Below are 13,567 nucleotides of genomic sequence, written 5' to 3'. Positions count from 1 at the left end.
GCCGGGTGCCGTTGGAACCGTTGCCGCCGCGGTCGCCCCGATGCCCCCGGGTTTCCCCTGGTAGCGGGCTTTCGCCGGCGAGTGGCCGGAGCGGGTCGCGGCCGCCGGGGGCGGTGCGGGCGACGGAATCCGGACCGAAGTCGCGTGGCGCCGGTCGTGACGTTTCCCGCAAGGACAGACAAACCTCAATCGATCTTGCGGAAAATTTGAGTTTCGGTTTGCGTTCCGCGGGCCGGTGGGAGCGCGTTCGGTGGGGCCGTCAACTGCGACAGGTGTCGGACCGGTCACAAGCGGTGATCAACGCTGCTTGAGCGGCCGTTTCTTGGACCGGCTCCAAATTATCTTCCTGATACGTGACGGAGTGTCTTCTTCAACTGTGATCTGTCAGATATGCCGATTTTGCGATAGCAGTTGGTGAGGTGTTTCTCGACGGCTCGCTGCGTGATGCCCAGCCGCTCGGCGATGGCCTGGTTGGTGTTGCCGGCCGCGGCCAGCTCGGCGACCGTGCGCTCCGACCGGGTGAGGGTGCTGATCCCCGGCACGAGTTGCTCCTGGTGCGCCTCCAGCGCCACGCTCGCCGGCTTCATGAGCCACGAGAAGCCCGCCGCCGAGGCCAGCCGCTCGCCCCGGCGCAGGTCGTCACCGGCACCGCGCCGGCCGTTGGCGAGCAGGCGGGTGCCCCGGGCCAGCAGCGCACGGGCCAGCTCCAGCCGGTTCGCCGAGCTCTCCAGCACCTCGACGGCCTCGTCGAGCAGGCGCAGGCCCCGCCGGCCCTGGCTCAGATTGCCCCACACCCGCAGCACCCGGCCGATCGCCGTGGGGGAGCCCCATGCCCTGACCCGCCGATGCTCCTCCTCGATGCAGGCGAGCGCGGCCTCGGTGCGGCCGAGCCGTTGCAGCAGCGGCGCGATGAGCGTGGCGGTCGGGAACAGCGTCCGGTTCAGCCAGCCGTGCACCGCCAGCCGCTGCTCGCACTCGGTCAGCGCGGCCAGCGCCACCTCCGGCTGACTGCTGTAGACCATCGACGAGTACAGCATGCCGTGCACGATCGGCAGCAGCCCGGTCTCGGTGGCGGCGAGCGCGGGCGCGCAGTGCACCGCCGCCAGGCTGCGCAGCCGGTCGTCCGGAACGGCGGCCGCCACCGCGACGAGCATCGCCAGCGTCAGCGAGTCTTCGGCGAACCCGTCCGGCATCAGCTCGAACGCCGCCAGCGCGCTCGGCCGTGCCCGGGCGAGGTGCCCGGTGTGGTAGTCCAGGAACGCGTCCTGTGCGTACAGCCGCGCAGCGACCCGCCGGCACGGGCCGCCGTTGACGGCGAGGTGCGCGTCGGCCAGCCACGGCCGCAGCGCCGGCACCGTCTCGGCGGCGATCGCGCTGATGACCACGAGCGGTGCGGCCGTGTGCGCCGCGTCGTGGTCGGCGGGCGTGGCCTCCAGCAACCGCTGGGCCAGCGGCGCCGCCTCGGCGGCCGTGACGCTGGTGGCCATCGTCGCGCAGAACAGCAGCACCCCGGCCAGGTCCCGCTCGGCGGCGGTCCGCGGCGCCGCGCCGCTGGCCCGCAACCGCTCGGCGGCGGCCAGCACCGTCGCGGGGTCCTGCCAGCCGGCCATCCACATCCGGGCCTCGAGCCGTTGGGTCAGCGCCCGCACCGGTTCCGGCCCGTCGTCGGGCAGCCCCCGCAGCACCTCCTCGATCGTCGCCCGTGTCCGCTCCTCGATGCCCGACTGCAGGGCGAGCGGCGGGACCCGGGCGAGCGCCGCGGCGCGGTCGTGCCCGGCGGGCAGCAGCGGCAGCGCCTGCAGCAGGTGCCGCCGCGCCGCGGCGGGATCGGCGCAGCCCTCGGCCGCGGCGAGTTCGACGAGCAGCCGGCCGCGCTCGGCGGTGCCGGCGTGCTGACCGCGGATGGCCACCCGCAGGTACCGCACCGCCGTGCCCAGCTCGTGACGCGCGGCGGCGGCGCGGGCGGCCGCGGTGAGCACCTCGGTGACGAACGGCTCGCCGGACGCCTCCGCCTGCACCAGGTGCTCGGCGACCGCCTTGGGCGGCGCGCCGGCGGTGTGCAACAGGCGCGCGGCGCTCAGGTGCCCGACCGCGAACGACTCCGAGCACATCGTCGTGGCCACGACGTGCCGCACCAGCGCGTCCAGCAGCGGCCCGGAGGTCGCCGCGCCGTGCAGCCCCAGCGCCCGCAGCGACCGGTCCGCGGTGCGCGCGTCGACCTCGTCGAGCTTCGCGAACCGCCCGACCAGCCGCACGTCGGCGTCCCCGCCGAGCAGCACGCCGTGCAGCAGGTACGTGCGGCCCGCCGCCGGCAGCGCGGCCAGGGCCGTCGTGATCCGTTGCCGCAGCGGTGCGTAGCGCGCGGCCGTGAGATCAGGGGCCGGGTCGCCCTCCTGCCGCAGCGCCGGGTCACCGGCCGACGCGTGCACCAGTGCGGGGTTGCCCGCGGTCAGCCGGTGGCAGCGCTCGGCGGCGTGCGCCGCCGCCGCGGATCCGCCGGTGGCCTCGACGATCCGCCGGACGGCGGCGGGTGACAGCGGGGCGGGCCGCAGCGTCTCGTCGGCACGGTCCCGGGTAGTGCGCACCTCGGCGCGTTCCCCACCGGGGTCGCCGTCGAGCAGGGCCACGACCACCAGCGCCGCCGGGCCGGCCGGTCGCGCGGCGAGGCGCGACAACCAGCGCAGGCTCGCGCTGTCGGCCCAGTGCAGGTCGTCGATGGTCACCAGCAGCGGTCCGGCCGCGTCCGCGACGCCGGCGGCGTCCTGCCGGAGCCGCTGCGCCAGACTGAACGGCAGGTGTTGCTCGGTGCGGGCGGCCACGGCGGAGACCGCCGGCACGCCCGCCGCCCGTGCGAGCCGGGCCGCCTCCCGCAGCAGCGCCGACTTGCCAGCGCCGACGCCTCCGGTCACCGCGATCAGCCGGCCGGTGCCGCCCGGGAGGCCGGACAGCGCCGCACGGAAGCGCGCAAGCTCCTCGTCGCGCTCGATCAGCACAGAGAAGAGTGTTGCGCAGCCGCGCTACTCAGAACACCGGCCAACTGGGCGCGGCCCGCGATGCCGAGTTTGCGGTAGACGTTGCTGAGGTGCAGTTCGACCGTGCGTTTGGTGATGGACAGCGTCTCCGCGATGGCCGCGTTCGGCAGACCTCCGGCGGCCAGTTCGGCGACCCGCCGCTGGGCCTCCGACAGCTCGCCGCTGCCCGCCCCGCCCGGCCGTGCCACCGCCGCCGCGCCGCCGGACTGGTTGCGCCGCCGTGCGGTGCGCGGGCCCTCCACGCCCGACACCACCGCCGTGGCCGCGGCCGACCGGTCACCCGTAGCGGGCACGATCCGCAGGGCCAGCGACGTCTCCGCGGGCCACCGCCCGGTCACCGGATCGCGCAGCAGGGTCATGGCGCGCCCGGCCCGCGCCGCCGCGTCGGCGCGGCCGTCGATGAGCGCCGTCCGCAGCACGGTCGTCGCGACCGCGCGGGGCGTGCCCCACCGCTCGGCGGCGGAGCGTTCCGGCCCGACCAGCCCGGCCGCCTCGGCGGCGTCGCCGGCGGCGTGCGCGCACAGCGCGGCCAGTGAACGCCACGGCAGCAGTGCCGGGTTGAGGTGGCCCGCGGCGAGGCAGCGCCGCCCGCACTCACGCAGCAGCGGCAGGGCCGCGCCCGGCCGCCCGGCGGCCGCCTCGGTCGCCGCCCGGGCGTAAAGCAGCTCGGTCCACGCGGTGCCGACCGTGGCCCCGGCCGGCACCGGCGCGCGCAGCACGGCCGCCGCCTGGTGCGGCCGGCCGGCAGCCAGGTGCAGCACCGCCTGCAGGGCACGGATCCGCGGGAGTCCCGCCGGATGCCACGAGTCGTCCGGCAGGCGCGCCCGGGCGTCGCCGAGGTCGCGTTCGGCGTCCTCCAGGCGGCCGACGCGCAGGTACAGCTCGGCGCGCAGCAGCAGCGGGGCCGCGGCGACCGCACCGGCCCCCCGCAGCAGCGCCAGGAGCGTGTGCAGCCGCGCCTCGGCGGCGTCGAGCTCCTCGGCCAGCAGCAGCGCGCGCATGGCGGCGAGCCGCGGCCAGAGCGGCGTCGTGTCGTCGGCCGGCCTGTCCAGCGCGGCGAACGCGCGCCGACGGGTGGCCGCCAGGTCCGTGCCCGCCAGCGCCGTGCGCCAGGCCACCACGCCCTGGCCGGCGGCGTCCGCGGGTTCGTCGTCGAGCGGCGGCAGGTCGGCGTCGGCGAGCTGGGTGGTGGGCAGCAGCCGGGCGGTCGCGGTCCAGTACAGCGCCAGCAGGGTCGCCCGCTCGGTGCCGGCGGCCCGCCGGTACGCCGCGGCGAGCTCACGCCGGGCCGGGCCGTCGTCGCCCCGGACGAGCAGCCGGTCGGCCGCCCGCAGCCGCCATCCGCGGGCACCAGCGGTGCCGTCGGTACCGCCGCCGTGGAGCACCTCGGCGAAGCGCCGGTCGGCCGCGTCCGGGGCGTGGCAGAGCTGGACCTCACCGAGCGCGACCACGGTCGCGAGCCGGCGCGCCGGGTCCATCTCCTCCTCGAGGGCGCGTTCGTACATCGCCGCCGCCTCCGCCCACCGGTGCGCGGCACGGGCCTCGGCCGCGCCGTGCAGCAGCGCGTCCAGCGCCCAGGCCGGCCAGCCCGGCTCCGTGCCGGTCAGCATCCGGCCGACGGTGCCGGCCGGGAGCCGCTCGGCGTGGGCGGTCTCGGCGGCCTGCCGGCGCAGCGCGGCCCGCTCCTTGCCGTCCATCCCGCCGAGCACGACCTCGGCGACGACCGGGTCCTCGACATCCAGGTCGGCGAGCACGACCGGCCCGGTGGGGTCGCCGGTCAGGCGGGCCACGAGGGCCTCCGGCGCCGGGCCGAGCAGCGCCCGCACCCGCAGCTCGCGCAGCTGGGCGGCGGTGAGCCCGGCGACCAGGGCCATCAGGCGGTCGCGGCGGACCTCGCGGATCGCGGCGTCGAGCTCGTCCAGGTCGATCGGGTGCCGCGCGCACCGGCGCACGGCGGCGGACAGCACGGCCGGGTCGCCGCCGGCCGCCTCGGCGAGGCGTGCCTCGGCCGGGCCGTCGACCGCGACGACGCCGGCCTCGGCGAGTGCGAGGCGCCACCGTTCCAGCGCGGCGCGGACACCGGCCGACGCGAGCGTCCGCGGCCAGGGCCCCGGCCGCGGCGCGCCCGTCACCTGTCCTCCCCGGAGTTTCCGCCGTCCCGGTCCCGGCCGGACAGCGGCATCGGCTCGACGACGTCCGCGAGTGCGTCGCGCCGGCGGATGCCCAGCCGGCGGTACACGTTGGTGAGGTGGAACTCCACGGTCCGCACCGTGATGAACAGTTCGGCGGCGATCTGCCGGTTGGTCGCGCCCGCGGCGGCGAGCTGGGCGACGGCGCGTTCGCTGTTGGACAGGTCACCGCAGGCGGACAGCTGCGACCCGGTCCGGCCGCCGGCGGCCGTCAGCACGTTGCGGCAGTGGACGGCGAGCATGGTGTAGCCGAGCCGGTTCGACAGCACCATGCCGTCGCGCAGGTGCCGCCGGGCGGCGGTACGGTCCCCGAGCGCCGTCAACGCCCGCCCGAGCATGAGCTGGGCCTTCACCTGGTGCAGCGGTGCGGGCGACCCGGCGAACTCGGCGAGCGCGGCCACCAGCAGCTCCACCTGCGCGTTCGACGGGGTGATCGCGGCCCGGGCCAGCAGCGCCATGCCACGCGTGCGGGGCGTGCTCCACCGGCGGCACTGCTCCTCGACCTGTTCGATCCGCAGCTGCGCCTCGTGCGCGCGGTCCCGGCGCTGCAGCAGGATGATCTCGTCGAGCCACCAGGAGCTCAGCGCCGGGTTGCAGGCGCCGGCCTCCTCGACGACCCGGCCGCAGGTCTGCATCAGGTCCAGGGCGCGGTCGTGGTCGTACGCCCAGTAGGCCGTCGTCGCGGCGGCGTTGAGCACCTGGACCTGTTCCCAGAAGGGCATCTCGGCGGCCCGCTCGCACAGCCCGTCCATGACGGACGTGGCGCCGAGCACCTGCGCCCGGGCCGCCTGCACGACGGCGAGGGTGGCGTTCGCCGACCACGTCGTGGCCGCCCAGTCGTGCCCGTCGGCCAGCCGGAGCGCGGTGGTGGCGTCGCGCTCCGCCCCGGCGAGGTCGCCGGTCTCCCACAGCACGTGGGCCCGCCCGGCCCACGCGACGGCCTCGGCGCACGGCTCGCCGCGGTCGCGGTGGTGCCTCGCCAGTTCCTCGGCCGTTTCCACCGCCCGGGCCGTGTCGTCGGCCAGGAACAGCACACGCGCCGCGACGAGCCGTGGCCAGCCCTCGCCGTGCACCGGCCGGTCGAGCACCTGGCGCGCGTAGCGGACCGCGCGGCCGGTGTCGGTGCCTTCGTAGGCGGTGGTGAGCGCGTGCACCGCCAGCATCCGGTGCGCCGACGAGGTGCCGACCACGGGGCCCGGCTCGGCGCCGATGCGCGAGCGGACGGTGTGGTAGGTCGCGCCACCGACGACGGCGTTGGCCGCGAGCGTCGACTCGATCGCCGCGAGCAGGGCCCGGTCGCGGACCTTCGGCGGGTCACCGGCCGAGCGCTTGAGCGTCTCCAGGGCGTCCTGCAGCAGGTACGGCGCCGTCGGCTCGTGCCCGGTGACGAGGGCGGCGAGCCCCAGGCAGACCAGCGCGCGGGCCTTGACGCGGCCGTCGAGCATGCGCGGCAGCGCCTGCCGCACCTGGGCGCGTGCCGTCGCCGCGTCCACGTTGAGCAGCGCCTCGGCCAGGTCGATCGCGGCCTCCGGCGCCTGCGGCGCGGCCTGCAGGATGCGGGCGCGCAGCCGGACGGCCTCGCCGGCGCTGCGCCGGTAGGCCTCGCCGGCCGCGTCCCTGAGCAGGTCGAGCATCCACGGCTCGCCGAGGTCGTCGACGTCGAGCAGCAGTTCGGCGATCCGCCCGGTCGGCGCGGCGGCGTCGCTGAGCAGGCGCGCGGCGTGCGTCCGCAGCGCCTGTACCTCGGCGTGGCCGTGCAGGCCCAGCAGCCGGTCGGCGACCACCGGCGGGACCGGCTGCCGCTCGTCGCCGGTGAGCAGCCCCATCCGGCGCAGCTCGGCCAGCGGCGGGCCGACGAGCTGCGGCGCGAGGCCGGCGAGCGGGCCGACGAGGTCGGCGTCGGTGCGTCGCAGCAGGGCCGTGGCGACCGCGACGCGCTGCAGGTTCGGCTGGTGACGGAAGAGGCGCCGCAGCTGGTCGGTGCACGCCGCACGGTCCTCGCGCTCGGCGAGGTCGAGGTCGACGACCTGGTGCGGGCAGGAGCCGAGGATCTCGTGGAAGACGCTGCTGAGCAGCGGATGCTCCCGGGGCTGTACGGCCAGCACGACCTGCAGCGGCCGGTCGCCGATGCGCCGCAGCAGGTAGTGCAGCCAGCGCAGGGTCGCCTCGTCGCACCAGTGCGCGTCGTCGATGGCGAACAGCAGCGGTCCGTACTGCAGCAGCCCGGACGTCCTCCGGTACAGCTCGAGCACCATGCGGTGCCCCCGGTCGGGAGACGCCGACCGGGCACCCGCCCGTTCCCGGGCCGGCAGCAGCTGCCGTGCCGCCGCGAAGTCCGTCGCCGACCGCCCCTCGGTGCACGTCGCCACCAGGGCGCTCGGCATCCGGTCGACCATCGCCGTCAGCAGGGCGGACTTGCCGGTGCCGGGTGCGCCGGACACGACCACGACACGCGGGGCGTCCGTGTCGGGCGGTGCGAGGGGCAGCGCCCGACGCGACGCCCGCACGGTTTCGGCGCCGCCGGCCGGTTCGCCGGGCGGCGCTGCCATCGGCATCGTGACCATCGACAGCGGTTCCAATCGACGCGGTTCGCAGAGGGCTCGATCGGTGCGCCCCGGTCCGCCGCCACCGGCGGCCGGGCCGCCGGCGATCAGCGCCGCCGCGAGGTGCGCGCGAACGTCGGGATGATCACCGCGCCGGCGAGCAGGTGCATGAGCGCCAGCGAGACCTTCGCGCCGGCGCCGACCGCGCCCAGCGGCCCGAGCAGCGACAGCAGCAGGAACACGACCGCGATGACGGTCCACACGGTGCGGGCCTTCGCCGTGGCCCGCTCCAGGACGGCGAGCAGGCCCCAGCCGACCAGGCCCGCGAACGCGGCGGTCAGGATCACCGCCACGACGCTGACCTCCTGGGTGCCGCTGCCGGCGCGGACGGTCAGGTCGCCCACCGCCTGCCGGGCGATGACCCAGATCAGCACGGTGCCGATCACGGCGCCGACGATCGCGAGCGCCCGCGCGGTGGCGGGGGACGACTTCATGAGCGGTGTACCTCCAAGACGGAACGGGATCAGAGAGCGCCGGACGGTTCGGTGGCCGGGAACGTGAGCGCGCCGCGCGGCACGGTGGGGCAGGCCCCGGTCGTGGCGGCCCGGTCGAGCAGGGCCCGCACCGCGGCCAGCCCTTCCACGCCGAGGTCGGCGGTGAACGGGTTGACGTACAGGTCGATGTGCTGGGCCATCACCTCGGGCGCCATCTCCTGGGCGTGCTCGCGGACGTAGTCGCGGGAGTCCGCGGGGTTGTCCCAGGCGTGCCGGACGGAGGCGCGGATGGCGGTGGCGATGCCGGCCAGCCGGCGCGCGCCGAGGTCACGGCGGGCCACGATGGCACCGAGCGGGATCGGCAGCCCGGTGTCGGCCTCCCAGAACCGCCCGAGGTCGACGAGCTCCCGCAGCCCGTACTCGTGGTAGGTGAAGCGGGACTCGTGGATGATAAGGCCGGCGTCGGCGGCGCCGTCGCGCACGGCCGGCATGATCTCGTGGAACGGCATGACCACGATACGGCCGAGGCCGCCGGGGACCGCGCCGGCCGCCCAGAGCCGCAGCAGCAGGTATGCGGTCGACCGCTCGCTCGGCACCGCGACGGTCGCCCCGGCGAGCCCCTCGACGCCGGGGCCGGGGCGGGCGATGAGCAGCGGGCCGCAGCCCCGTCCGAGCGCACCGCCGCAGGGCACCAGCGCGAAACGGCCGAGGAACTCCGGCAGCGCCGCGTAGGAGATCTTGAGGACGTCGAACCGGTCGCTGCCCGCCAGGCCGTTGGTGACGTCGATGTCGGCGTGGGTGACGGTGACCTCGGGGGCGTCCGCCAGCAGGCCGTGTGTCCAGGCGTGGAAGACGAAGGTGTCGTTGGGGCAGGGTGAGTAGGCCATCGACAGCGGTTCCCGCATGAACTGCCCCTCCATCGACGAACGCCGGTCCATTCGTGTCCGAATAATAGAGCCGGTCGGCACTTTTCGTCGCCACCTGACCGGCGCTGCCCATTGATGCGAATCAAGTGTGGGGAATTCCCCAATCTCCGCGGCGGCACGATTCGGGGCAGGGCAGCCCGTCGTGCCCGGTTCCGGCACCCGGGACCGGTCCGCCGGCCGCCCGCGTCCCGTGTCCGGTCGCGCCGGCCGGGCCCACCGCTTCCGGCACCGAAGGACGACCCCGATGACAACCGTCATGGAACCCGCCGCCGCGCTCACCGACGCCTGGCTGGCCGAAGACCTCGACGCCTGGACCCGGCGGGTGGTCCGCCGCCACTTCGACCCGGAGACCGGCAGCCCGTACTGGCTGTCCCGCCGGCCGCACCTGGGCTTCGACCCCCTGGACATCACCCGCTACGAGGACCTGACGCGGTTCGAGCCGTTCTCGCTCGCGACGCTGCGTGACCTCGACCCGGTGCAGCTCGTGCCGACCGACGTCCCGCGCCCGCTGGCCGGGCGGATCTGGGAGTCCGGCGGCACGACCGGCAAGCCGTGCCGTATCTTCCACACCGAGTCGATGGCCGAGCACCACACCGCGTGGCGCCTGCTGGGCCTGCGCCTGAGCGGCTTCGAGTCCGGCCGCACCTGGCTCTACGCGTGCCCGAGCGGGCCGCACATCGTCGGGCGCGGCGCCAGCCAGATCGCCGAGCTGTTCGGCTCGACGGTCTACACCATGGACCTCGACCCGCGCTGGATCAAGCGGCTCATCCGCGACAGCCGGCTCGTCGAGATGAACATGTACGTCGAGCACACCATCGAGCAGATGACCGACGTGCTGGAGACGGGCCGGGTGCAGTACCTCGAGACGACGCCCGCGATCCTCCAGGCGCTCATCGCCCGCCGGCCGGAGCTGGTGGCCGCCCTCGACGGCGTCGGGCTCGGCGGCACGCAGCTGACCCCGGCGATGTACGCCGAGTTCGTCGAGGCCCTCGACGGCGGCGTCATCGGCATGACGTACGGCAACACCTTCGGCTGCGCGATGGGGCTGCCCGCCGGGAACGGCGGCGCCGTCCTGCCGTATCTGCCGAACTATCCGCAGGTCACGATGGCCGTCGTCGACAAGGAGGACCCGCGGCGGCAGGTCGCCTACGGCGACGTCGGCCGGGTCCGGCTCACCGTGCTGCACGACGACCTGTTCCTGCCCAACATCCTGGAGCGCGACCAGGCGGTCCGGATCGACACCGGTGACCTGTGGCCGTGCGACGGCGTCGCCAACGTGCGCCCGTTGCAGATCAGCTCGGCCGCGCCGGAAGGGCTCTACTGAGATGAGGAGTGGAATGTGGACACGGGTCTGAAGCGTGAACTCGAGGCGAAGGTTCTCGCCGGCGAGCGGCTCAGCCGGGAGGACGGCCTCGCGCTGTACGCGTGCGACGACCTGGCCTGGCTCGGCGGTCTGGCGCACTACGTGCGGACGAAAAAGAACGGCGACGTCGTCCACTTCAACGTCAACCGGCACCTCAACATGACCAACGTGTGCACCGCGTCGTGCGCCTACTGCTCGTTCCAGCGCAAGCCGGGCGAGAAGGACGCCTACACGATGCGGATCGAGGACGCCGTCCGCCTCGCCAAGGCGATGGAGTCCGAGCAGCTCACCGAGCTGCACATCGTCAACGGCCTGCACCCGACGCTGCCGTGGCGGTACTACCCGCGCTCGATCCGCGCGCTGAAGGAGGCCCTGCCGCCGACGGTCGCGATCAAGGCGTTCACCGCCACCGAGATCCACTGGTTCGAGCGCATCTCCGGCCTGCCCGCGTCCGACGTGCTCGACGAGCTCATCGACGCCGGCCTGGAGTCGCTGACCGGCGGCGGCGCGGAGATCTTCGACTGGGAGGTCCGCCAGCACATCGTCGACCACGCCACCCACTGGGAGGACTGGTCGCGCATCCACCGGCTCGCCCACTCCAAGGGTCTCAAGACGCCCTGCACGATGCTGTACGGCCACATCGAGGAGCACCGGCACCGCGTCGACCACGTGCTGCGGCTGCGGGAGCTGCAGGACGAGACCGGCGGCTTCCGGGTGTTCATCCCGCTGCGCTACCAGCACGACTTCCACGACTCGCGGGACGGCAAGGTCCGCAACCAGCTGATGAGCCGCACCACGATGGCGACCGGCGCCGAGGCGCTCAAGACGTTCGCCGTGTCGCGGCTGCTGTTCGACAACGTGCAGCACGTCAAGGTGTTCTGGGTGATGCACGGCCTGCAGACCGCCTCGCTCGCGCTCAACCACGGGGCCGACGACATCGACGGCTCGGTCGTCGAATACAAGATCACCCACGACGCCGACAACTTCGGCACTCCCGACAAGATGACCCGGGAGAGCCTGCTCGACCTCATCCGCGACGCCGGCTTCCGGCCGGTCGAGCGCAACACCCGCTACGAGATCATCCGCGAGTTCGACGGACCCGACCTCGAGCGGCGCGAGACGCCCCAGCCGATGCGGGTCTGACCGGTGCCCGCGACCGAACCACAAGACGAGGCAGGTGAGTGCGGATGACCACGGAGACGATGCCGGAGGAGCAGCTCGAGGTCTGGGTCGACCAGGGGCTGTGCACCGGGGACGGGATCTGCGCGCAGTACGCGCCGGACGTGTTCGAGCTCGACGTCGACGGGCTCGCCTACGTCAAGGACGACGACGGCGAGCTGCGCCACGAGCCGGGCAAGGCAGTGTTCGTGCCGCTCGTCGCGGCGCAGGACGTCATCGACTCGGCCAAGGAATGCCCCGGCGAGTGCATCCATGTGCGCCGCAGCCGCGACGGCGTGGAGGTCTACGGCCCGCAGGCCGTGCCGTCATGATCGAGCAGCTGCTGCCGGCCGGGGTGTCGGCCGTCGAGGCGTTCGACGACACGAGGCCGGCGCCGCTGTTCCCGGAGGAGCAGGCGCTGCTCGGCAACGCCGTCGCCAAGCGCCGCGACGAGTTCGCCACGGCACGGCGGTGCGCCCGCGAGGCGCTGGGCGCCCTGGGCTTCCCGCCCGCACCGATCACGGCCGGTCCGCGGCGCGAGCCGCGGTGGCCGGGCGGGGTCGTCGGGGCCATCACGCACTGCGCCGGCTACCGGGCCGCGGTCGTGGCCCGGGACGAGGAGTTCACGACCCTGGGCGTCGACGCGGAGCCGCACGGGCCGCTGCCCGACGGCGTCCTGGACAGCATCTCGCTGCCCGCCGAGCGCCGGCAGCTGGACCGGCTGCACCGCGAGCTGCCGGCCGTGTACTGGGACCGGCTGCTGTTCAGCGTGAAGGAGTCGGTGTTCAAGGCGTGGTACCCGCTCACCCACCGGTGGCTGGACTTCCACGAGGCGGCCGTGACGCTCCTCCCGGAGCGGGAGGCGTTCGACGCGCGGCTGCTGGTGCCCGGTCCGGTCGTCGGCGGCGTGACGGTCACCGGCTTCACCGGCCGCTGGCTCGTCGGCCGCGGCCTGATCCTGACCGGGATCGCGGTTCCCGCCCGCCAGCCCGCGTTCGCGGGCTGACCCGCCGGCCCGGCCGCGCCGGCCCGCTCACTTGCGGGCCGGCGCGGCTGTTCCGGTGCGGCCCGGGCGTGCGGCGCGGCCGGCGGCCGGGGTCAGCAGCAGGCCCGCCAAGGCGCCGGCGACCAGCGCGATGCCGTGCTGGTCGGGCACCGCCGCGAACAGGCCGGCCGTCACCAGCGAGGCGACCGCGGCCACGAACGCCACACCTCGGTAGCGCTCCGCCCGCAACAGGATGCTGAGCACGACCAGCACGACGGTCGGGGCCACGGTGGCGCCGACGACGCCGCCGAAGCCGAGGCCGGCCACACAGGCGACGTAGTAGGGCACCACGAAGGTGTGCGGGCGCGTCGCGCGCCCCGGCCGCAGGAGCAGCAGGGTGGCCAGGCCGCCGACGAGACCGCAGACCGCGAGCGAGTTGCCGGCGCCCGTCGGGTCGAGCCGCTCACCGATCGCCTCGCCGGCCAGGCCGATCCCGAGGTACAGCACCAGCCACCGCAGCGTGCCGAAGCGCCGCTCCGCGATGACACCCACGACGATCAGGGAGCCGATGTTGAACAGGATCTGCCCCCAGCCGGCGGACTGCACCAGCATCGGGGTGAACCAGCGCCACCACTCGCCGTCGTGCAGCGCCGGATAGTCGCGGCGGAACCGGGTCAGGACGTCCGGATCGTGCAGCTGTGCCGCGGCGCCGAGCACGGTCACCAGGGTCACGATCACGGTGGCGATCGGCAGGCCCGGCCGTCGCGGCGGGCGTGGGGGTTCGACGACGCTCACTGGCCCAACGGTACCCGCCGCGTGCTTGTCGGGCCGGGCATGCCGCGCCCCCGGGCGGCCAGACTAGGCGTTCTTTTAACCG

General features: G+C 75.0%; 10 protein-coding genes. 4 read left to right on the top strand and 6 right to left on the bottom strand.

Annotated elements, in window-relative coordinates:
* Positions 1–338 precede the first annotated feature (338 nt).
* From Dfulv_RS28990 to Dfulv_RS28970, 5 genes are all read right to left on the bottom strand, one after another.
* Entirely contained in the window at positions 339–2,993 is a 2,655-nt protein-coding gene (locus tag Dfulv_RS28990) for a helix-turn-helix transcriptional regulator (protein WP_259856783.1), read from the bottom strand.
* Positions 2,987–5,164: a helix-turn-helix transcriptional regulator gene (locus tag Dfulv_RS28985; protein ID WP_259856781.1), complete on the bottom strand. Its 2,178-nt coding sequence runs from the start codon at positions 5,162–5,164 to the stop codon at positions 2,987–2,989. The genes Dfulv_RS28990 and Dfulv_RS28985 overlap by 7 nt, the downstream gene beginning before the upstream one ends.
* Entirely contained in the window at positions 5,161–7,776 is a 2,616-nt protein-coding gene (locus Dfulv_RS28980) for a LuxR C-terminal-related transcriptional regulator (RefSeq protein WP_259856778.1), read from the bottom strand. Before Dfulv_RS28980 ends, Dfulv_RS28985 begins: the two co-directional genes overlap by 4 nt.
* A gap of 95 nt (positions 7,777–7,871) precedes the next feature.
* The gene (locus tag Dfulv_RS28975) at positions 7,872–8,258 is read right to left on the bottom strand and encodes a DUF6069 family protein (protein WP_259856776.1); all 387 of its coding nucleotides are present in this window, start codon (positions 8,256–8,258) and stop codon (positions 7,872–7,874) included.
* A 29-nt stretch (positions 8,259–8,287) separates the two neighbouring features.
* A complete protein-coding gene (locus Dfulv_RS28970; protein ID WP_259856773.1) occupies positions 8,288–9,196 on the bottom strand; it encodes a 1,4-dihydroxy-6-naphthoate synthase in 909 nt (302 codons plus the stop codon).
* 232 nt (positions 9,197–9,428) lie between these two features.
* Between Dfulv_RS28970 and Dfulv_RS28965 the strand changes: the two genes are divergently transcribed.
* The 4 genes from Dfulv_RS28965 to Dfulv_RS28950 are packed head-to-tail and all read left to right on the top strand — an operon-like array spanning position 9,429 to position 12,711.
* Positions 9,429–10,508: a hypothetical protein gene (locus Dfulv_RS28965; protein WP_259856770.1), complete on the top strand. Its 1,080-nt coding sequence runs from the start codon at positions 9,429–9,431 to the stop codon at positions 10,506–10,508.
* Between the two features lie 15 nt (positions 10,509–10,523).
* On the top strand, positions 10,524–11,690 hold the full coding sequence (gene mqnE, locus Dfulv_RS28960; protein WP_259856768.1) for an aminofutalosine synthase MqnE: 1,167 nt from the start codon (positions 10,524–10,526) through the stop codon (positions 11,688–11,690).
* Between the two features lie 44 nt (positions 11,691–11,734).
* Complete coding sequence (locus tag Dfulv_RS28955; RefSeq protein ID WP_259856765.1) at positions 11,735–12,037, top strand: ferredoxin; 303 nt, start codon at positions 11,735–11,737, stop codon at positions 12,035–12,037.
* Entirely contained in the window at positions 12,034–12,711 is a 678-nt protein-coding gene (locus tag Dfulv_RS28950; RefSeq protein WP_259856763.1) for a 4'-phosphopantetheinyl transferase family protein, read from the top strand. The genes Dfulv_RS28955 and Dfulv_RS28950 overlap by 4 nt, the downstream gene beginning before the upstream one ends.
* Before the next feature lie 27 nt (positions 12,712–12,738).
* On the opposite strand, the gene Dfulv_RS28945 is transcribed toward Dfulv_RS28950, so the two are convergent.
* Complete coding sequence (locus tag Dfulv_RS28945) at positions 12,739–13,485, bottom strand: rhomboid family intramembrane serine protease (RefSeq protein WP_259856760.1); 747 nt, start codon at positions 13,483–13,485, stop codon at positions 12,739–12,741.
* Positions 13,486–13,567 lie beyond the last annotated feature (82 nt).

It is taken from the genome of Dactylosporangium fulvum, from assembly GCF_025137375.1.
Lineage (GTDB): Bacteria > Actinomycetota > Actinomycetes > Mycobacteriales > Micromonosporaceae > Dactylosporangium > Dactylosporangium fulvum.
Note: the sequence above shows the minus strand (reverse complement) of the source record. Positions and strands in the feature narration are given on the sequence as shown.

Bases quoted from the DNA above. Each gene is read 5' to 3' on its own strand.
- Dfulv_RS28980 (WP_259856778.1), bottom strand. From the start codon at position 7,776: ATGCCGATGGCAGCGCCGCCCGGCGAACCGGCCGGCGGCGCCGAAACC.
- Dfulv_RS28975 (WP_259856776.1), bottom strand. From the start codon at position 8,258: ATGAAGTCGTCCCCCGCCACCGCGCGGGCGCTCGCGATCGTCGGCGCC.
- Dfulv_RS28970 (WP_259856773.1), bottom strand. From the start codon at position 9,196: ATGGACCGGCGTTCGTCGATGGAGGGGCAGTTCATGCGGGAACCGCTG.
- Dfulv_RS28965 (WP_259856770.1), top strand. From the start codon at position 9,429: ATGACAACCGTCATGGAACCCGCCGCCGCGCTCACCGACGCCTGGCTG.
- Dfulv_RS28955 (WP_259856765.1), top strand. From the start codon at position 11,735: ATGACCACGGAGACGATGCCGGAGGAGCAGCTCGAGGTCTGGGTCGAC.
- Dfulv_RS28950 (WP_259856763.1), top strand. From the start codon at position 12,034: ATGATCGAGCAGCTGCTGCCGGCCGGGGTGTCGGCCGTCGAGGCGTTC.